18 protein-coding genes are annotated in these 21,323 nt (G+C 37.7%); 4 read left to right on the forward strand and 14 right to left on the reverse strand.

All coding sequences use genetic code 11. The annotated features are described in order from the left end of the window. Positions 1-11: 11 nt before the first annotated feature. The 7 genes from ABJH98_RS08700 to ABJH98_RS08730 form a co-directional block, all read right to left on the reverse strand. The gene (locus ABJH98_RS08700) at positions 12-3,128 is read right to left on the reverse strand and encodes a UvrD-helicase domain-containing protein (RefSeq protein ID WP_348307948.1); all 3,117 of its coding nucleotides are present in this window, start codon (positions 3,126-3,128) and stop codon (positions 12-14) included. Positions 3,129-3,233: 105 nt separating this feature from the next. Beyond that, positions 3,234-4,577 carry an efflux RND transporter periplasmic adaptor subunit gene (locus ABJH98_RS08705; RefSeq protein ID WP_348307273.1) on the reverse strand — a complete coding sequence of 448 codons (1,344 nt, stop codon included), beginning with the start codon at positions 4,575-4,577 and terminating at the stop codon, positions 3,234-3,236. A gap of 4 nt (positions 4,578-4,581) precedes the next feature. Continuing rightward, positions 4,582-6,030 carry a TolC family protein gene (locus tag ABJH98_RS08710; protein ID WP_348307274.1) on the reverse strand — a complete coding sequence of 483 codons (1,449 nt, stop codon included), beginning with the start codon at positions 6,028-6,030 and terminating at the stop codon, positions 4,582-4,584. Positions 6,031-6,036: 6 nt separating this feature from the next. Next, a complete protein-coding gene (gene sdaAB, locus ABJH98_RS08715; protein ID WP_348307275.1) occupies positions 6,037-6,711 on the reverse strand; it encodes an L-serine ammonia-lyase, iron-sulfur-dependent subunit beta in 675 nt (224 codons plus the stop codon). Positions 6,712-6,879: 168 nt separating this feature from the next. Then, positions 6,880-7,674 carry a thymidylate synthase gene (locus ABJH98_RS08720; protein WP_348307276.1) on the reverse strand — a complete coding sequence of 265 codons (795 nt, stop codon included), beginning with the start codon at positions 7,672-7,674 and terminating at the stop codon, positions 6,880-6,882. Positions 7,675-7,815: 141 nt separating this feature from the next. After that, the gene (locus ABJH98_RS08725) at positions 7,816-8,808 is read right to left on the reverse strand and encodes an SMP-30/gluconolactonase/LRE family protein (protein WP_348307277.1); all 993 of its coding nucleotides are present in this window, start codon (positions 8,806-8,808) and stop codon (positions 7,816-7,818) included. A 90-nt stretch (positions 8,809-8,898) separates the two neighbouring features. Next, entirely contained in the window at positions 8,899-9,099 is a 201-nt protein-coding gene (locus tag ABJH98_RS08730) for a hypothetical protein (RefSeq protein ID WP_348307278.1), read from the reverse strand. 77 nt (positions 9,100-9,176) lie between these two features. Between ABJH98_RS08730 and ABJH98_RS08735 the strand changes: the two genes are divergently transcribed. Both ABJH98_RS08735 and ABJH98_RS08740 read left to right on the forward strand, forming a co-directional pair. Then, positions 9,177-9,992: a hypothetical protein gene (locus ABJH98_RS08735; RefSeq protein ID WP_348307279.1), complete on the forward strand. Its 816-nt coding sequence runs from the start codon at positions 9,177-9,179 to the stop codon at positions 9,990-9,992. Positions 9,993-10,045: 53 nt separating this feature from the next. Next, positions 10,046-12,064, forward strand: a complete 2,019-nt coding sequence (locus tag ABJH98_RS08740; protein WP_348307280.1) for a helix-hairpin-helix domain-containing protein — start codon at positions 10,046-10,048, stop codon at positions 12,062-12,064. 51 nt (positions 12,065-12,115) lie between these two features. Here ABJH98_RS08740 and ABJH98_RS08745 read toward each other — a convergent pair whose 3' ends face one another. Beyond that, positions 12,116-12,349, reverse strand: coding sequence for a hypothetical protein (locus ABJH98_RS08745; protein ID WP_348307281.1), 234 nt, complete (start codon positions 12,347-12,349; stop codon positions 12,116-12,118). A gap of 221 nt (positions 12,350-12,570) precedes the next feature. Here ABJH98_RS08745 and ABJH98_RS08750 point away from each other — a divergent pair, with 221 nt between their 5' ends. Next, positions 12,571-12,957, forward strand: coding sequence for a hypothetical protein (locus tag ABJH98_RS08750; protein WP_348307282.1), 387 nt, complete (start codon positions 12,571-12,573; stop codon positions 12,955-12,957). Between the two features lie 5 nt (positions 12,958-12,962). Here the strand turns inward: ABJH98_RS08750 and ABJH98_RS08755 are convergent, their stop codons facing one another. The 5 genes from ABJH98_RS08755 to ABJH98_RS08775 form a co-directional block, all read right to left on the reverse strand. Further along, the gene (locus tag ABJH98_RS08755) at positions 12,963-14,279 is read right to left on the reverse strand and encodes a tetratricopeptide repeat protein (protein WP_348307283.1); all 1,317 of its coding nucleotides are present in this window, start codon (positions 14,277-14,279) and stop codon (positions 12,963-12,965) included. Between the two features lie 63 nt (positions 14,280-14,342). Beyond that, on the reverse strand, positions 14,343-14,501 hold the full coding sequence (locus ABJH98_RS08760) for a hypothetical protein (protein ID WP_348307284.1): 159 nt from the start codon (positions 14,499-14,501) through the stop codon (positions 14,343-14,345). 190 nt (positions 14,502-14,691) lie between these two features. Beyond that, a complete protein-coding gene (locus ABJH98_RS08765; protein ID WP_348307285.1) occupies positions 14,692-15,156 on the reverse strand; it encodes a DUF1987 domain-containing protein in 465 nt (154 codons plus the stop codon). 149 nt (positions 15,157-15,305) lie between these two features. Beyond that, positions 15,306-15,947 carry a response regulator transcription factor gene (locus tag ABJH98_RS08770; RefSeq protein ID WP_348307286.1) on the reverse strand — a complete coding sequence of 214 codons (642 nt, stop codon included), beginning with the start codon at positions 15,945-15,947 and terminating at the stop codon, positions 15,306-15,308. 2 nt (positions 15,948-15,949) lie between these two features. Beyond that, positions 15,950-17,374, reverse strand: coding sequence for a PAS domain-containing sensor histidine kinase (locus ABJH98_RS08775; RefSeq protein ID WP_348307287.1), 1,425 nt, complete (start codon positions 17,372-17,374; stop codon positions 15,950-15,952). Between the two features lie 260 nt (positions 17,375-17,634). On the opposite strand from ABJH98_RS08775, the gene hrpB reads away from it, so the two are divergent. Next, positions 17,635-20,133, forward strand: a complete 2,499-nt coding sequence (gene hrpB / locus ABJH98_RS08780) for an ATP-dependent helicase HrpB (RefSeq protein WP_348307288.1) — start codon at positions 17,635-17,637, stop codon at positions 20,131-20,133. 45 nt (positions 20,134-20,178) lie between these two features. Here the strand turns inward: hrpB and moeB are convergent, their stop codons facing one another. Then, positions 20,179-21,318: a molybdopterin-synthase adenylyltransferase MoeB gene (gene moeB, locus ABJH98_RS08785; RefSeq protein WP_348307289.1), complete on the reverse strand. Its 1,140-nt coding sequence runs from the start codon at positions 21,316-21,318 to the stop codon at positions 20,179-20,181. Positions 21,319-21,323 lie beyond the last annotated feature (5 nt).

A 21,323-nucleotide genomic window follows, 5' to 3' on the forward strand; every position in this document is an offset into this window, starting at 1 on the left:
TTGAATTTAGTTTATACGGCTAAAACATCAGGTTCAGAAAGATAAATCAAGAATCCATCTACCCTTTCATACCCCATCTGTCCCAGTATGTTTTTGTATTCGTCCACTTGTCGTAAGTGACTATTAGATCGAGCACCTGTTTTATAATCTATTACAATGGCTTTGTTGTCCTTTACTATTACCCGATCTGGTCTTCTCAACTTACCATTAGTTAAAAGTATTGAGGATTCATTTTTCACCTCCCAACTCACATCAAACCAACTGGCTATTAGGGGTTTGTCCCATATTTCTCGCAATTTGAGTTTAATTTCTATCATTTCGTGATCAGATAGTCCAAATTTTATCTGAGCTTTATCTAAGGCAACTGTAAAGTCTTTTCGAGAATGAATCTTTGAAAAAATCCAATGAATAATTTCGCCATAATTGATCGACTCTAATACAGTTTCTTCAAGTATCCGAGCTTTTTGCCTGAGTTGCACCCTGTCAGCCGGTGGTGTGAAGTTCATAGCAGATAGAGTCATTGGACTGCTTAATTCCTTTTCATAGACGCTATATGGTGGAAGTTTGCCCAACGCTATAGCATTCAATTCGCCTTCCAGCAATGACTTATCTCTGGCATAATTCAAAAGGATATCTCCCACATTTGAAATTCCTTTCGAACTTAATTTTACATCAGATAGTATGAATAAAGCTTCTTCAGCACGAGTCAAGGCCACGTAAAGCAAATTCAAATTATCTAAATAAACATCTGATTTTTCCAAATAGAAATTCTTGGCAAAAATCGTTTGAGCCAGGTCATTTTTGTATCGCACGGGCAAATAAGGCACCTGCCCTAATACGGTCGATCCATCTGTTTCACACCAAAGCAATTGCTCGTTGGTTCCAGAATGGTCTAGTTTCCAATGACAATACGGTAGAATCACAGCTTTGAACTGGAGTCCTTTAGACTTATGAATCGTCATCAGTCGCATTGCATCCTGATCTTCTGACACTTGTATAGACCTATTATCATGATCGCTCCACCATACCTTAAAATCTATCAGACTGTCTTTTTCATATTTTAAATAATCCAAAATCAGATCTTGAAAAGCAAGCAGATAAGCATGGTCTGCCGCGTAATTAAATAATTTGAAATGGTGAATCACAGATTCTACCAAATAAGACATATTCATCTTACTCCAATTATCCCATTTCTCCATGAACGCAGCTGCTAGATTCGCTGTGCCCGTCCTTTCATGGTACTGTTCACTTGCGAATTTCAGCTGAGCTATGGTCAAGGACTGTTCTGGATTTGCAATCCAATCTAAGCATTGTAAAATGAGATGAACAGCTGAATTATTTTTAATGAAAAGTGATTCATTAGAAATGACATCGTATCGGTAGCCATCATCTCCCACTTCCAACTGATGCTGCATCAAACCTTGTGTAATTTTCCTTCCTTGAGGATTGGTTCTCACTAATATGGCAATATCATTCAGTTGATAATTGGCATCTTGAAGCTGCTGGATATATTTTACCAATTCGGAAATGACATAATCATCTGGCTCTTCCAGCTCCTCATTCTTTTCATAAAATTGAATGTTGATCAATCCATCCCCAGACTCATCATACAATTGCTGAGCACTTCCATCATATGCTGCATTCATATTTAAATTAGCCTGAATGGACTCTCCCAAATTAGAATCCAAATGGCTTTCCAGCATTTCAGGAGCGCTATTAAACAAGTCGTTGTTGAATTCTACAATATTCTGTTTACTACGTCTATTGGTACTCAGACCTTCATCTTTGATATGGCTTTCGCCAATGTCTTTTCTGATCTGCTCGAGAAGTATTTTCCAATTACCTCCACGCCAGCGATAGATGGATTGTTTGATATCACCTACCACCATCGAAAAGTTGCCAGCACTTAGCGTGTCTTGAATCAATGGTTTGAAATTGTTCCACTGCAATCCACTGGTATCTTGAAATTCATCAATCAGATAGTGCTTATACCTTGTGCCTACTTTTTCATAAATATATGGGGCATCACTATCATTGATGATGTCATTTAGAAAAACAGGAAAGTCAGAAATAAGCAACAAATCATTCGCCTCACGATAATCATTAATCTCCTCTGAAATTCTAGATAGCAACCCGAAAGTATAGATGTATTTAATGACCTGCTTTAAGGATTCGTATTCTTTGTTATGGTTGAAATAATAATCAATAGCGGATGACAGATGATCTGCCAGGCCATCTGCTATAGCGTTATCTATGGCTATATCTTTATCGGAACCTTTGCTGTACCACTTTCCTTGTTCTAGTGCATCATAGACTCGCTTGCCAGGCTCTACAAATTCACCAAGAATCAACTTGTCCATATAGCCACCTACACCAGCTGCTTTGTAGGTGAAATCATCTTTTGTCAATTGATGCGCTACCAATACGGTATTGATACACTGACCTAGAGCAATCATGCCCTGCTCTAATTGCTCTCGTCTTTGATTTAGTTTTTGAATAAAATCATTAATAAAGTTGGGTTTATTCAATTGATCAAATACTTTGTGCTTATTCAGCACAAGGAATTCACTGAACAATTCGCCAGATAGACTCTTTATGTCATTTCGAGTGTCCCAAGATTTACCTTGATTGATTTGATAAATAGCAAAATCAGTTAACCAGCGAATCAATTGTGGGTCTTCCGCCATTTCCATCAACATGTGATCAATGACTTCTGCAATAACTTTAGGCTGATCTAGCTCAATTTTAAAACCCGTCTGGATACCTATTTCGCGAGCAAACGACCTTACAATTTTTTGAAAAAACGCGTCTATAGTCGTTACTGCAAAAAAAGAATAATTGTGAAGAATGCTTCTCAGCAAAGCATCAGACCGTGACGACAGCTGTTGCTCATTAATATTCAGTTCTTTCACTAGATCAGAAGACATCGCATGCTCACCTTTGGCCAACTGCTCCAATGTCTCTAGGATTCGGGACTTCATTTCTTCAGTCGCTTTATTAGTAAAAGTGACCGCTAATACAGTTTTGAAGTAATCTGGGTACTGTAGTGCTAGACGAATATAATTATAGGTCAGAATGTATGTTTTCCCTGATCCGGCTGAAGCGCGATATATACTGAAGTTTTTGATAGAGTGAGACTGTTAATTCTACTCTAAGAAACAGTAAATGCAAGTGGCATACAAAAAAGGCGAAGAATAATTTCTTCGCCTTTTACAAATATCTAATCACAACATTTATTCTCTTCCTTTTCTATCTTCTTTATCCTCTTTTTCTTCAGCCTTTACCAAATCCCCTTCCTCTAGATTTTTAGATACCGCCAAATACGGACCACTTATTACTTGCTCAGATTCTGAGACTCCTTCTATAATTTCAATGTTGTCGAAGTCGCTTATTCCAGTTTTTACTACTCTCAATTCAGCTTTACCGTCTACATTAATGAAGACAACTTCCTTCAGGTCGTCATTACGATTTTTTTGAGCTGAATTCTCAGACTCCTCTTCGTCTTCACTTTTAGGGATTCTAGTAGTCACCGCCCCTAATGGAACAGATAAGATGCCTCGTTTTGTATTCGTTACAATATCTACACTCGCAGTCATTCCTGGACGAAATGGCACTTTATTACTTGCTACCAAATCCTTATACGAATCATTTAAAATTCTGATCTTCACTTCAAATTCAGTGACAGCATCTGACGAAGCTTTGGCGTTGGCAGTGTTGGCAATAGCAGTTACTCTTCCTTTGAATTTTTTATCCATATATGAATAGGCATCTACATCAATCTCAACTTCATTGCCTACCGCCACACGTACTATGTCATTTTCATTCACATCTACGCGTACTTCCATATTACCCAAGTCGGCAATGCGCATCATTTCCGTACCGGCCATCTGAGATGTCCCTACCACTCGCTCCCCTTTCTCTACGTCGAGTTTGGATACAATCCCACCCATAGGTGCTGTGATGGTAGTAAACATTAAATTTTCGTTGGCCTCTTTTACTGATGCTAAAGCACTCTGAACAATGTACTTTGAAGCTTCTACATTCTTTTCTGCTGATTTCAAATCTTGTTCCGCAATTTTAAAATTGGCTTCCGCTAATTCCATATCAGCTTTAGAAATAGCCTTTGATTCATAAAGTTGGTTCTGTCTGTTGTATTCTAATTCGGAACGCTTGAATGATGCCTTAGCCGAGGCAAGCCTCGCTTCTGCATCTGCCAAATTAGCTCTTTGCTGATTGAGAGATGCTCTGGTTCGATCCAGAGCAGATTTTAAGTTGTCAGGTTTCAGTTTGATCAACACATCACCGATAGTCACAGAATCTCCTTCCTCAACATTCAGTTCGATAATTTCAGCCGATACCTCAGGGCTAATTTTTACTTCTACAATAGGTTGAATCATTCCTGAAGCACTTACTTTCTCTGTGATGTCCACTTTCTTTACTTCTCCAAAAGTCACTTCCGTTCTTTCACGCTCTCCAATCCATCCTTTCTTCTTTCCGACAATTAGAAATATGATCAATAGTATTGCTCCACCAATCAATCCATAGATTAATTTATTGTTGTTTCTTTTCTTAGCCATGAGTTTATAATGTAATTGGTTTGCCCAAATAAAAATCAAGAATAACCTGTCTTAGCACGTAATCGAATTTTGTTCTGACCAGATCTGATTTTGCCATGTACAAGTTATTGTTAGCCACTTGATAATCCACAAAATTAACAGCCCCCAGGTTATATTGGTTTTCGATTACTCTAAAAGCTTCTTCCAAAGCTTCAACCTGTCTTTGATTGGCAGCATGTAGTTTGGAGGCTGCCTTCATATCATTGTAAGCTGTCTCAATATTCTGACGTAGTTGGTTCTTCACTTCCACAGATGTTACCTCGGCTCGTTGTTTAGTGAGCATAGATCGCTGAACATCAGATCTTGTTCGCATTTTATTGAATATGGGAATGCTTAAGTTGACGCCAACATATTTACTTATGTTTTCTTTAAACTGCTCTCCGACACCAATCCCAGGTTCTGTCCCAATCGGTGTTGGGACATCTCTATTCACGATGTTTGTTCGATCTGCCCCCACATATCCAATGGGCGCAGGACTCAATAGATTTTCGTCATATATGATCTGTTCCTGATCACGTAAGTAACTTGAATAATTCGAGTTAAATCCAGCAGAAACAGTTAAGACTGGCGAATAGGCAGCTTTTGATATTTTATAGTTCAGGTCTGCCTCTTCTATTCTTAAGTCTGCACTTTTTACTTCCGGCATGATAGATTCAGCTGTTTGATAAATTTGATTCGGAGTCAGTACATCTACTTCTTCAGGCTGCAAATCAAGTTCGGGCACCTCAATTTCAAATGGATCTTCTGCAGGAATTAACAGCGCTTGTTTCAAATCTAAAATTGAAAGGTTGTAACTATTCTCTGCATTAATCACATTCACCTCATTGCTAGCGGATTGAGCCTGAAGGTCAAGCAAATTGGTCACTGGTAACGCACCCGCATCTACCAGTTTTTTTGTTCTTTCAAGTTGTTGATTTGATGTATTCAGCTGATAGTTCGCATTGGATAATAGCTCTTTATTAAAAATAATATTGAGGTATGTGCTTGCAACCATCAATACAACGTCATTTTTAGTTGATTCCAACTCAGCTTTTGATGCTGCATAATTCACATTGGCTTGTTTGATTCCATTGTGAATCTGCATGCCGTTAAACACGGTCAAATTACTTCTTCCATTGATATTAGATGAATTGTTTTGCTGGGTTATAAAACTATTGGTGGTTGGGTCAATAGATCGTCCCCAGTTATTAGTAAAATTAGCACCCATGTTGAAATCAGGCAATCGTTCCAATTTTGACTGGTTCTTGCTAATCTCACTTACTTTAAGATCTAACTCACTTCGCTGAATGGTTAGGTTCTTCTCATAAGCCATGTTGATACACTCCTCCAAGGAATATATATGATCCTGAGCTTGAACTACGCTGGAGAGGCTAAATACAAAAACAAAAATGAGTTTAAATTGAAGTTTGTACATTATTTATTATTTATCAATGTCTGGGATATAAATGACATTTTTTATCCATTTTAGATTTCTTAAATATTCAAGTGTGATCTCATTGAGTCCAGAGTCCATTTCTAAAATCTGACAGGCCAAATCATTCTTCCCTTTTCTTGAAACTGTCATAGTAGCAATATTACAATCATCGTGCGCTATCACGCTGGTAATGAAAGTGATACTTCCTCTCCGATCATCTGCTTCAATAATGACAGTGTGTAAATTGGCAGAGAAACCAGCGTCAAATCCATTGACTTCCACGATCTTAACTACACCTCCGCCTCGGCTTTCGCCTTCCATGGTAACCGTCTTCTCTCCTTTTTTCAATTTGAGGTGAATGGTATTAGGATGCTTAGTTGATGCATTTCCAACAGACTTGAAACTGTATTTTAATCCAGCCTTTTTGGCTTCATCGAATGAAGTCTTGATCCGTTTATCATCAGTTTTATAATCCAATAGCCCGGCTATAATAGCTCGGTCACTTCCATGGCCTTCGTATGTACGCGCGAATGAATTATAAAAAATCACTTCAGCTTCATCAGGAATTCCTCCGAGCAATCTTACGCCTACTCTAGCAATCCTCACTACACCGGCGGTGTGTGAACTTGAAGGTCCTATCATTACTGGCCCTATCATATCAAATACACTGCTTTTTTCCACTAGATTTTAGATTGTATCATCTTTCGGTATAGATTCTCACAAATACTCATTAGACTGAGTTTATGAGATAATCGTTACATCAGGTGATTAGTTGTCTGAATATTATTTTTATTACAGCAATTTAGAAATTATTGTATTGAATTATTGAATAGCATTGAATTAGAGAATTCAAACTGCAACAGCACCCTTTATATGCGGATGAGGATCATAATTTTCTAATGCAAAGTCCTCATAGGTAAATCCAAAGATGTCTTTCACTTGGGGATTGATTTTCATCTGAGGTAATGGCCTAAACGCTCTGCTTAACTGCAATTCTGTTTGTTCCATATGATTAGAATACAAATGTGCATCACCAAGGGTATGCACAAAATCACCTGGCTCTAATTCGCATACTTGAGCAACCATCATCGTGAGCAAAGCATAAGAGGCTATATTGAACGGGACTCCTAAAAAAACGTCTGCACTACGCTGATACAATTGGCAACTCAACTTGCCATCAGCGACATAAAACTGAAAAAATGCATGGCATGGAGGTAAAGCCATATTCGCTACTTCTGCTACGTTCCAAGCATTGACTATCAATCTTCTGGAATTTGGATTGTTCTTGATATCGTGGATCAATTGACTGATTTGATCAATGGTCTCACCACTCTGCGTAGGCCAGCTTCTCCACTGAACGCCATATACAGGTCCCAATTCTCCATTTTCATCTGCCCATTCATCCCAAATGGACACACCATTTTCTTTCAAGTATTTGATGTTACTATCTCCTTTTAGAAACCAAAGCAATTCATGAATAATAGATCTTAGATGTAATTTTTTGGTCGTAACGACAGGAAAACCTTCAGATAAATCAAAACGCATTTGGTGGCCAAATACACTTTTTGTTCCTGTTCCTGTCCGGTCTCCTTTCTGAACACCTTCATCCAGAATTCTTTGCATCAATTCGTGATATTGCTTCATGGGTAGCTAAGATTTTTAAGATTGTTACTTGAAGCGATAAAGGTAATTGATACCTTTGAAATGCACGAATTTCCCAAATACTTCTATGCAAAAAAGGCCCACTCATAGAGCAGGCCTTTCACTTAGCATACAATTATATTTTTATTGGGCTCTTGGACCTGTTTGGTAAAAAGTACTTTCTACACCTGTTACGCCAGGCATTACCACAAACAAGCTACCAGCTAAAGGAAAATTCTCCAACTCATCCTCACTCATATCTACCCTTGCCGTGGTAATAATCAAAGAGTCAAGTTGAGCACCCACAAATGCACAAGATGTAATGTTATGAGCTGGCACATCTACTTTACCTATCAATTCACCACTCTGAGGATTCCATCTCCCGACCATATTACCGTTCCATAGTGCTATCCACAGCATGTCTTCCGAGTCGATAGCCATACCATCAGGGTATCCTAAGCCTCCTATTTCAATGACTATTCTTTCATTTGAAATTTTACCTGTAACTACGTCATAGTCATATGCTTTTACATTCTCATCTGGTGTATCGATATAATACATCGTTTTTTGATCTTTGGCCCAAACAATTCCATTAGATATGGTAATACTATCTAATTGTTGTTGAGCCTTACCTTGGTCCAAGCTATAAAGAGATGCTCTATAGGCTTCTTGCTCTAACCCCATAGAACCAACCCAAAGTCTTCCGGCTGGATCGCATTTCCCATCGTTAAATCTAATGTTGGATAAAGAATCCAGTGGATTAACTATTAAATCTTGAGTATTTGATTCAAAATCATAAGTAAAAAGACCATTTTGAAGAGCGACTACGGCCTGACCCAAATTATTCGGAACTATCGTACCTATTCTTTGCCCTACATCGAAAGACTTCTGTTCCTGAGTTTGAATATTGGTTGTAAAAAACTTTTTACCTTCAATATCAATATGCCAAAATTCATTGGTTTCATGATTCCAAATGGCACCTTCTCCTAATTGATTTTGCATTTCAAGATACACTGTTGCATTCCATTCTTGGATAGGGCTATCTGGAATGTTTGAATCAGAAGATTCACTTTTCGCTTGGCATGCTACAAGCGCGAAACTTAAGCTTAAAATGCCTAAAGCATTCAATAAATTCATTATTCTCTTACTTTTAAAATTCAAAAGTAAAATTGAATAGAAATGGCTTTATTCGAGATGGGCAAATATCACAAATAGGTAGGTCAAAGATTACTTTTCCCAAATACTGAAGTCTTTTCCTTTGCCATATCCTATCAATTCGGACATATTGTAAAACTCTAGTGTATTTAGGTCTTTGAGTAAAAATTCATTTGCAGATTTTATTTCAACTACTGTAAATTCGAATTGCTCGCCATAATTGGTGAGCACATAACTCTTGTTTGTCCGGATATTATCTAAGGCGATACTCATAGTTGAAATTCTATAGGCAATATTACATTATTGCAAAATGCCATGAATTGAAAATAAGAATTATTAGTTTGCATCTAATGAAAAAACTCATCTTACTTGGGCTTATTTATATTTTCATACAGCCTGAATCTCAGGCTCAAAATGGCAACTATGCCATGGGTGCAAGATCAGCCGCAATTGGAGGCACTTCAGTCACGCTGGGAGACGAATGGTCCTTGTTCAATAATATCGGTGGATTAGCAAATTTTCAAGAGAAAGCTATCTTTACTTCTTTCAAAAACAAGTACGGAATATCGGAGTTTACCAGTTTAGCCCTTGGTGCTGCCTATCCTATTTTAGGTGGAACAGCAGGACTAGGTATGTTTCGTTTTGGAGATGATTTGTACAATGAGCAACGACTCAATCTAGGCTTTAGCAACCAGTTTGGCATTGTTAGCCTAGGGTTAAATGTGAGTTATTATCAGCTCAATATCGAAGGTGCCGGCAGTAGAAAAACAGCGATGATTGATTTCGGAGGAAGAGCCGAGCTGACCGAACAACTCTATTTTGGCGCTCATGTATCTAACCTTAATCAGGCTAAACTTTCCACAGTTACAGATGAGCGAATTCCAACCATCATGAAAACAGGATTGAGTTACCGACCGAGTATGGATCTCATGCTCAATGCTGAAGTAGAAAAAGAAGTTGACAAAGATGCTGTACTCAGATTGGGTCTTGAATATAAAATTCTTGAAAATTTAAGTCTCAGAACTGGATTCAAAACCAAACCATTCGAAAGCAGCTTTGGCTTAGGTTTTTATCCTGGGAAGTTGAAAGCTGACTATAGCTACAACAACAATCCAGATTTGGGAGGAATTCATGAAATTTCAATTGGCTATATTTTAAGTGATTGAAAAAGCTTCTCACCATAGCGTTGTTAATGAGCTTTATGAATTTGCCATATCTCATGGCACAGCAGAACGACCGAAATGACATTGACATTCAAGAGTTTATCGAGGATTTGTTTCAAGTACCTGATGAAGACATCAACTACGAAGATCTATACGAGACTTTATATCAACTCTATTCAAATCCTATAAATCTTAATGAAACCACCAAAAACGAGCTCAACACCTTATTTCAGCTCAACATAAATCAGATAAATAATCTGATGGATTATTTGGAAACCAATGGTCCTCTTCTTTCTATATATGAGCTTCAGGTGATCGAAGGGTTTGATCGAACTACGATTAACAACCTTTTGCCATTTGTCGAAGTAAGGTCTCCAGGAGACCACTCCACTCGAGGGCATCTATTAAAAAGAATTGCATCAGAAAAGAACAACTACTTGATTGTCAGAACCGAAAGAATTCTAGAAAAACAAGAAGGATATAGAAGGTCTGACTCCTCTCGATACTTAGGTTCTCCACATAAAATTTACGGACGATTTCGATCCAGCCATTCAAAGGATTTTAGTATCGGTCTTACTTTTGAAAAGGATCCTGGAGAACAATTGGTTTTTGATCATGATGCCAAGCAATATGGCTTTGATTATTATTCATTTCATATGTTTTTATATGAAAAAGGCTCATTCAAAAGCGTAGCCTTGGGTGATTATCAAATGCAGTTTGGTCAAGGGTTAGTTCTCGGTTCAGGATTCAACCCTGGCAAAGGAGCAGAAACCATCACAACCGTCAAACGGGGCAATTCTGGATTGCGACCATACACCTCTGCCCTAGAAACCAGTTTTATGCGTGGAGCGGCTTTTACCTACACCATAAAGAACATTGAAATCACGCCATTTTATTCTAGACTCAATCAAGATGGCGTAATTCGGTCCCGAGACTATGAAGGAGATTACGAAGAATATATCACCGGCATACAAGATATTGGTATGCATAGAACATACAGCGAATTAGACTCTCGAAAGGGAATCCAAGAGCAATCTGCTGGTATGAATGTTACATATAATGATTTAAAAAACAGAAATTTACAGTTCGGTGCCACTTTCTTACACAACAGTTTTTCAATACCAATTCAAAAAACGCCGAACAACTACAACCAATTTGAATTCAAAGGAGACAACAATTATAATGCGAGTGTTTTTGCAAACTACAATTGGCACAACTTCTTACTATTCTCAGAGGTAGCTCGATCAAAATCCGGAGGAACAGCAATCGTAGGTGGGTTTATGGGCAGCCTTTCTCCCATTATTTCAATGAGTTTCATCTATAGAAATTATGCTAAAAATTACCACTCATTCTATGGCAACTCATTTGGTGAGGGCTCTAGGAATATTAATGAAGAAGGATTGTATTGGGGGATTAAAGTAACGCCTAGTAAACGAACTTCATTTTCGGCCTATTATGACAGATTTAAATTCCCCTGGCTGAGATTCGGAGTCAATTCCCCTTCTCAAGGTTATGAATATTTGATTCGAGCTGAATACAAGCCAACCAGAAAAATCAAACTCTATGCTCAACTTAGAGAGCAAGCCAAAGAAGTGTCAGTATCTACCGAAGATGGAAATTTGCACCTGCTCGAAAATGGTGTGAAACGAAATTATGCGGGTAATTTGGATTTTACAGCCAATGAAATCTTTACACTAAAGTCAAGAGTACAATTCAGCACATACGATCTATCCGGCAGTCAAACCAAAGGCATTGCTGTCATTCAGGATTTCAATATCAAAATCAGCAAATTTACTATTAGCACCAGATTCGCATTGTTTGACACAGAAGATTACGAAAATCGACAATACGTATTTGAAAAGGATCTGCTCTATGTATTTTCAATTCCTGCGTATGCAAATCAGGGCACTCGTAGCTATGTGATGCTACAATACAAGCCCACTAAAAAAATGACCGTTTGGGCAAGATATGGAAGATACGATTATAGGGATTTGTCCAGCATAGGTTCTGGACTAAATGAAATAGAAGGCCAAACCAGAAGTGATGTAAAATTTCAAATCAGATATAAATTTTAAATCCCCGTCTAAAATCTGACGAGGATTCAATCAATTATAGTCCAATTCATATCAACCGCACATTTCTCTTACAATAGACAATTCATTTCTATCCAACAGATCACCTTTGGCGTCTATCATCAAGGCTAACAACTCAGCTGGTTTATCTATAGGCACCAATTCTTCTTCAGCGTCTATCTGATTGAACCATTGCAATACGTTTTTTGTAGCTTTTTTTCTTGCTACTTCTGCTGTCAAGGCATCTTCAATAACCTTCAGTGACACATTAGGATTTTCAATATTCATGATTATTCAGTTTTAGTTAGAAATATGAACTCTAATCCAATTTCTATTCCATAACCACTAAAAAATCACTTAATTCAATTAAATGGGTATTATACCTAAGCGCTTATATCAGACACTTGTTAAAATTTAGACAGGTTAAAAATTAATATTTTCAATTCTGTTGATCTAATATATATAGCTTTTTAGGTAATTTCACTTCTCCAACTTCAGCCTATGAGAAAATGAAAATCATCCATCGAATTTTAAAATTTATCCAAAAGGAATCGATCAGTTCTGATCAATTAGATCAAACAATAGGTGTTGGACAAGAAGTACTTAAATCAGAAGTAGCTAAAGATGGGTCCGTTAGCACAGATATTTTAGAGCAAATTTGTGCTCGTTATCCTGAACTCAATCCCATATGGTTGATTACTGGAAAAGGTGAAATGCTGATAGATGACTATCATGAAGTAGGAAAAGCTATAGAAAATGTAGAATCCCAAGAAGGCATTTACAATGTGATTGCTGGAAAGGATATAGAGATTCAACTCTTGAAAGAGCACATAGAAGGACTCAACGAACTCATCAGAGTCAAGAATAAACTAATTGATGAGTATAAAAATGCATAAGAAAATCAGATACCTATTTTCTGATCCATCACTTTCTTCATCTCGTCTTTTTCCTTTTTGAACATATCGAGAAGGTAAACCATTTCGCTAGAATTTTTAATCAGTGCATGTCCCTTTTGAGATGATTTGTAATTGTAGATCTTCCACAGACGCATAGAAAGTACTCCTGAGACAAAAATGAACGTCATGATAAATGCCATCAACCAAGAGGTCTTCGCATATTGCTCCCTTTCGGACTTTTCCCTCTCGTAGTCCTGATATTTGGTCAGCAGGGCGATCTTCTCTTCTTCATCTTTTAACCAAGATTTGGTCTGTATCATAGGTAGAGCCATATCATTGATCAGCATGGTATAATGCATTAAACTATCTGGTTGATTCAATTTTTCAAAGGTTTTCTTTAAAGCATTATTGGTTATGGCCAATTCATTCATTTCACCCTTTTTGCTATTGTAAGCCAAACTTTGTTTAAAACAATTCCAAGCCTTTTGGTATTCTCCATTAGTATTATACAATTTACCCAAGTTATTATAGGTTACCCAAAGTTGGGTTTCATTACTGTTATATTCTAGCGCTCGTTTTAAGTGTTTTTCTGATTTGTCCAGTTGGTTTGTTTCAAGAGCCATATTTCCTATATTGTTGTTTGCCAACCATAAATACTTATTAGGATTATTGGTTATTGGTGCTAAAACAATAACGGCTTCAAAGTGGTTATATGCCAAATTAAAATTCCCAACTCTTCTCTGTAACTTTCCTAACTCGATATAGTCACCCGCGAGTGCATCATTGTTTCGCAATTGCTTATTAATTTCAATTGCATCAATTAAATAGTCCATGGCTTCGTCAAATCGATTGAGTTGTACAAGAGATTTCCCAACCCCAAAATTGTAATAAGCTCTATCTTGATACGTAGCTCTATCCGATTGTTCTAATGCCAACTTAAAATAGGTCAAACTTTGACCATAGAGTTCCCTTTCATAAAATATCTGTCCAATTTCATTATTAAGACGTGAAACCATTTTATTCTCGCCAAATGCATCTGCAATGTCTATGGCATCCAAATAATCCGAGTAAGCTTTTTTGGAATCGTTGCTTAAATAACTTATAAAACCTCTTAAATAGAATGCTTTTGAAACAAGCATAGTTCGATCCAAATCTTCATTGTTCAATATGAAATCTAGCTTTTCTACTGATTTTTCGTATTGCTTATTTTTGTACATCTCAGCTGCTTCCAAGTATAACTCTTCAGCATCGCGTTCGATAGAATCGTTGCAAGAAACAATTAGAATAGTTAAGAATATATATATGAACAGCTTCAACTTCATTGTTCAAAAATAAAAAGGGTTAGATTGGTTTAGGGAATTGTTATAAACATTTTAGGTCAATAATTACAACGGCCCTGAAGTTTGATGATCCGTTCCATCACCATCCTGGGTTTTTTCTGGCACTACATTATCATACACTTCATCTGCTTGTGCATCTACACAACTAGTTACTATTGTACTTAAAAATAAAACGACTAGTAAAAGTGAAATTAATTTTCTCATGACTTTGATTTTTTTGTATAACTGATTTGATTAAATTCTAGAGAAAGCCAAAACCAATTAGAAATATTTGAAATAGTGGTTGAAAAAATCCTGGAAGGTAGGTTAGAAAGACGGTTAGGTTGGTTTACCTTGAATTTCTTCTTTCAATATTTCCTCATGGTTTTGGTTCTAATTCATTATTTTTTCTTAATTAATATTTCATAGGTGAAGTTGGTATTAGCTTTAAATCTAACTGCGTATAGCTGCTAAAATTCTTGCCTGACAACAACATATCCTCATCGTTTATTTTATAATACCAGTTCACACTTACCTCCATCCCACTTTCTCGATGCTCCTTCAACTGAGTCATCAATAGGTACAAACTGCGAGCTGAACCAGTATTGAAATAATCTAAACTAAAATTTACTGTCAATGAGTTTCGTCCTTCAGCAATAAAGTATGCCAATAACTTATCTACTTTTTCATAAAACTCTTCTGGGTTTTCAGGACTTGAATTTCCTTTAATCAGCAGTGAACGATTGGCCATTTCTAGCGCAACAAAAGGTGTATGCCCTGTAGCTTTGATGATGTAATTCCTAAATCTTCTATGATCTAATGTTGTATTCAGATTCTCATTTCTTGGAATTGCAATTATACCATCCATAGCTAAACTCATAAATTCTAAAGGTTAAGTCAGTAACAAACTTTTAAATGTTTATTATAGATCAAAAGTAGATTGCTAAAAGGATGGTTGCAATAGGTACTGATACCCAAATTTAATCTAGGCAAATCACTTAGATAAACTCTATGGCTGTACCTATTGGCCTATATACCATGTTTGAGGGCAAATTTGGTAAGTCCAACAGCATTCTTCACACCTGTTTTCTGAAGCAAATTTCGCCTATGGGCATCGACAGTTCGGATGCTAATATGTAGCTGTTCGGCTATTTCATAATTGGATTTTTCTTCTACGATGAGCTTCAATACGTCGAGTTCACGGCTAGTTAAAAAATCAAGGGGGTTTTCCTTCATTTTTTCTTCCTTCGTTTTCGAAAACTCAGACATTATTACCTTTGTAATTTCTTTTCCATGATAGGCCTCACCCTTACGAATAGTGTCCAAAGCCTCCAGAAGTACTTTTTTTCCTGCGTCTTTAGATATATAACCATTAGCTCCAGCTTTTAGCATATTCACTATGTGTTGTTCATCCACATACATACTCATGGCCAGAACCAATGTAGATTCATTATTACTTTTAATTGCCTTCGTACATGCTACACCATCAAGGTTTGGCATATTGATGTCGATGACAACGATATCCACTTTATTATTAGCCAGATATTCTAATGCTTCTACCCCATCTGAGGCTTCTGCAACTACCTTATAGTCAGGAGATTCGGTAATAATAGCTTTAATTCCATCTCTCATGATCTTATGATCATCTACTAGCAAAATTTTTGTATTCATGGTTAAATTGATATTTCTATGGTTATGATTGATCCGTTATTTGACTCGAAGTCTATTTTACCTCCTAAATAGGCTACTCTGTTTGCCATATTCCTTAATCCTAATCCAGATACGTTTTCATTTTCTCCTTTTTGAGAAAACCCAATTCCATCATCTTCAATACTAACGTAAACATATTTTGGATGCCGAATGACCTGAACTGTTGCATTTTTTGCTTGGGAATGTTTCAAAATGTTATTGACACCTTCTTGGCAAATTCTATAAACATTGGTTTCAAAATCTTCTTCAAAACGCTCTTCAATGTTGTTATGAAAAAATGTAAAATTCACTTTTGAAGATCTATCCAGCTGACTAATCATGGTCTCCAAGGCTGGAATAAGTCCGTAATCAACCAATGCGGGAGGCATTAGATCATGAGAAATAGCTCGACTTTCTTGTATGGCACCTGCGATTAAACCTGAAACACTTTTGACCTTTTTCGAAAATAAATCGTCCTTTAAAAGCTCTGATAAGGAATCTAATTCCAAACGAGCCACAGATAGTGTTTGACCTAAGCTATCATGAATTTCAGAAGCTATCCTTTTTCTTTCATCATCTTTAGCTTTGATCATTGCTCTAATTTTTAGCATATCGGCCATTTTTTCCTGATGCACACTCTTCACTACTCCGATAACTCTTTCAGGTTTTCCAGCCTTATCATTATGCATCATACCTTCTATCCGCAACCAGTTAAATTTTTCAGCCAAATTCTCAAATTGAAAATCAACAAAAAACTTTTCATCAGACTTTTGATTCATGATCAATTTATCCTCAAGAACCACTCTATCTGATGGATGAACCTTACTTAGAAAAAAACTAAGTGACGTGCCCAAAACTTCTTTATGATATCCAAATACTTTAAATATTGCTCCAAACCAAAGAATTCGCTTTTTTTTAATTGAATAATCCCATGTCACTTCATCTAAAGATTCTAAAATAGTAGCGTTGAATTCACTTAAACTTTCACGCTCCTCAATGACTCTACTTTTTTCAAGTTCTACAGACAATCGTTGGCCTACTACATGTACCAATGAATAATTTTCATCCTTGAATTCCTTTAGTTTGACAATAGGAAGCAAGATTAATGCAATCATGTTGGAATGACTATCCATACATGGGAAAGCATAATAATGCGTCCCATCAACAATTTTAATTATATCTGTATCTTTAAAAACACTAGAAGAAATCAATGCAGGCTCTTTCAAATCAATGATAGCCTTATCTAATTCATCGGAATTTTGCATCGATTTTACTTTTCCTTTGGACAAGAATCGTTCGATTTTCAACCCCTTCTCTCCCACACTCAATATAGCAGCACTCTTCACATGGAGTAAATCCATGATAACTTTAAGAGTCTTGTCATATATGAGATTTATGCTTCCGCTCACTTGTTCTTAGTTACAGCACCATTGATAATATAGGAAATAGTTGACTGATAAAGATTTCGATAAGCATGAATGGGTTGAAAGCTGGTCATTCTAGTTGAACGGGGGATTTTGGTTTAGGAGCAGAAATTAGCAAAAACCAAAATATTATTTACCCGATCATCTAATTTTATTTGTAATGAAATTCTGGTTAAGTTTTTAAAAAACACAAATAATCAGTCTTGATTCTCCTAATTTCGCAATGTTTCAAAAAAGATCAAAGATTGACATTTGCATATAAAAACATAGACTTACCTATTACCGAATCCGTAGAGGAAATTCGAAATAATTTCACCGAACACAATACTCAAATCGTAAATGCTCCTCCTGGTGCTGGAAAGAGCACATTGCTACCCCTCACTTTTCTAGGACAAGATTGGCTCAATGGCCAAAAAATATTAATGCTAGAACCTAGGCGCTTAGCTGCAAGAACTGTGGCTATTAGGATGGCAGAATTGCTAGGAGAAAAGGTCGGACAAAGAGTAGGATATCGGATTCGATTCGAAAACAAAGTCTCTGACCAAACTCAAATAGAAGTACTCACAGAGGGTATTTTGACCCGTATGATTCACAGCGATAACTCGCTGGAGCGAGTTGGCGTGGTGATATTTGATGAATTTCATGAGCGTAGCATTCATGCCGATGTCGCACTTGCGTTGTGCAGGGAAGCTCAACAGGTACTGAGGCCTGATTTAAAAATACTCATCATGTCTGCGACACTTGATATGCCGCAGTTGAGCAGTATGCTTCAGTGTCCTGTGGTTAAAAGTGAAGGACGGCAATATCCAGTGGACATCAAATACGTTGGAGATACGGACATGACTTTACTTCCTGAATTGACTGCAAGAGTGATCAAACAGGCAGTCAAAGAGAATGAGGGTGACGTGTTGGCTTTTTTTCCAGGACAGGGAGAAATTAGAAAATGCGAAGAAATACTAAGAAGTAGATTAAAAGGTTTTGCCATTCATCCACTTTATGGACAATTGCCACACGGCAAGCAAATGGCAGCCATTATGCCTGACAGAAATGGCAAGCGGAAAGTGGTACTTGCTACATCAATCGCTGAAACAAGTTTAACCATAGAAGGAATCAAAATAGTAGTGGATACAGGATTTGGACGAACGTCGAAATTTGACCCTAAATCTGGACTTTCACGACTGCACACCATCCAAATATCAAAAGACTCCGCTGATCAAAGAGCTGGACGAGCCGGACGTCTAAGCGCCGGTGCCTGCTATCGCATGTGGTCTAAAGCCACTCAAGACAGACTGGAATTGCATGCCTCACCTGAGATTTTAGAGGTAGACCTTTCCGCTTTGGCTCTTGATTTAGCCAAGTGGGGTATTCTTGATCCTAATCAACTGACATGGCTTACTCCACCTCCTTCTGGAACCATGCAAAGAGCCCAAGCTTCTCTACACGAGCTCCATGCGTTAAATAATGGCAAAATCACTTCGCACGGCGAACGCATGCATTCGCTTCCGTGCCATCCCAGAATTGCTCACATGCTGATAGAAGCAGAAGATCAAGTGCTTTTGCCTTTGGCTACCGATATAGCCGCTCTTATTGAAGAAAGAGATCCTCTGGGACCTGAATCAGGAATAGACATCAACGAACGGATTATTGTACTTCGCCGACTCAGAGGAGAAAGTAGGCTCAGTAGAAAGTTCAGTCGAATTGAAAAAATAGCGGAGTCTTATCGCAGGATGTTTCAAATGGCGGAAGTGGATAATTCACCAGTAGATCCTTACGAAACAGGGCTTTTATTGGCTCAGGCCTACCCTGAACGAATCGCATTTGCCAGACCAGGTAACAATGCACAATTCAAACTATCTAATGGCAAGATTGCTATGGCAGGACATCGTGATGACCTAGCACATGAATCATGGTTAGCCATAGCACACATGGATGCCAGAGATGGTATGGGTAAAATATTTATGGCTTCACCTTTAAACCCCAAAGACTTGGCACCTATGGTCAAAAGCATGGAAGTGATAAAATGGGATACCAAGGATGGAGGCTTAATCGCCAATAAGGAATTGAGAATTGGAAGTATTGTCTTGCAATCAGTGCCTCTCCCCGACCCTGACCCAGAACATTTGGAACAAGCCATTTGTGATGCCGTGAAATCAGAAGGACAACACCTACTCAATTGGGACAAAGAAGTGATACAATGGCAAAACAGAATACTCAGCCTGAGGCGATGGAGTCCACAAGCAAACTGGCCAGATGTAAGTCAGGCTTACTTATTGTCTACAAATGAAGAATGGTTGAAGCCTTACCTGAATAAAATCAAAAAGCCAGAAGACCTAAAGAAAATAGATTTGAAGGAAGTACTTCACTATCACCTCCCAATCGAACAGCAAGGTTTATTAGATCAATTAGCACCCGAAAAAGTAGAAGTACCCAGTGGGTCAAATATTAAAATAGAATACTTTCAAGACGGTGCACCACCTGTACTCGCGGTCAGACTGCAGGAACTATTTGGTTTATTAGAAACTCCAAAGGTGAACAATGGAACCACTTCCTTGTTGATGCATTTGCTATCGCCTGGCTTCAAACCAGTTCAGGTTACATCAGATTTAAAAAGTTTTTGGTCTGATGCCTATTTTGAAGTTCGCAAAGAATTGAAAAGACGATATCCAAAGCACGCCTGGCCAGAGAATCCATTGGAAGCAAAAGCCATCAGTGGTGTCGATCGATCAAAAAAGAAAAAACCCTGACTACTGTCAGGGTTTCACTTGTTTAATATTTACTAGGAATACAATTTAGTACTTTGCCATTTCAGGGTCTAGTTCCTCAGCCCATGCTAAGATTCCTCCCTTCAGATTATAAAGGTTTTTGAAACCTGTTTTCTCCAATTGAACGATGGCATCTGCACTTCGTTTGCCACTTCGGCAATGTACCACCACATCTACGTCTGAGCGAATATCATTGACATGGTCTGCGATTTCACCCAGTGGAATCAACTCTCCTTCTAGGTTTGCGATTTCATATTCGTAACCTTCTCGCACATCAATCAACTGAAAGTCTTTCTTAGTTGCTTTCCACTGACTTAATTCTTCTACTGTGATTTCTTTTACTGTCTGTTCTTCTTCCTTTTCGCCTAATCCACAGAAGATTTCGTAGTCAATCAACTCGGTCACTGCTGGTGTGTTCTTGTTTTTATGAATTTTCATCACGCGCGTCTCAAAAGACAGTGCGTCAAACAAGAACAATCTACCTGCTAATGGATCTCCCACTCCACTTACAACCTTCAATACTTCATTGGCTTGCAAAGAGCCTATGATTCCGGGAAGTACCCCAATCACACCTCCTTCAGCACAACTTGGCACGAGCCCTGGAGGTGGTGGAGTTGGGAATAGATCGCGATAATGCGGACCATACTCACCATCTTCTTTTTTGTAATTAAAAACTGAAACCTGTCCTTCAAACCTAAAGATAGAAGCATACACATTCACTTTGTCCAAGATCACACAAGCGTCATTCACTAAATATCTGGTTGGAAAGTTATCGGTTCCATCAGCTACCACGTCGTAGTCTTTCACAATATCCAATGCGTTTTCAGAAGTCAGCATGGTATTATGCACGGTGAAATTCACATGAGGATTTAGTTTTTCCAATCTAGCTTTTGCCGCCACAGATTTTGGTTTACCTACATCGTCAACAGTAAATAACACCTGTCGCTGCAAGTTGCTATCATCGACTACATCAAAATCAAGGATACCAATATTCCCAACGCCCGCGGCTGTTAAATAGAGGAGCAAAGGACTTCCTAAACCACCTGTACCAACCACAAGCACTTTGGCTTCTTTAAGCCTTCTCTGGCCTTCTATATTAAACTCTGGAATAATCAAATGGCGACTATATCGTTCGAGTTCTTCTTTTGAAAAATTCACTTCTGCCATGGTTA

The organism is Reichenbachiella sp., assembly GCF_039969095.1.
Taxonomy (GTDB): domain Bacteria; phylum Bacteroidota; class Bacteroidia; order Cytophagales; family Cyclobacteriaceae; genus Reichenbachiella.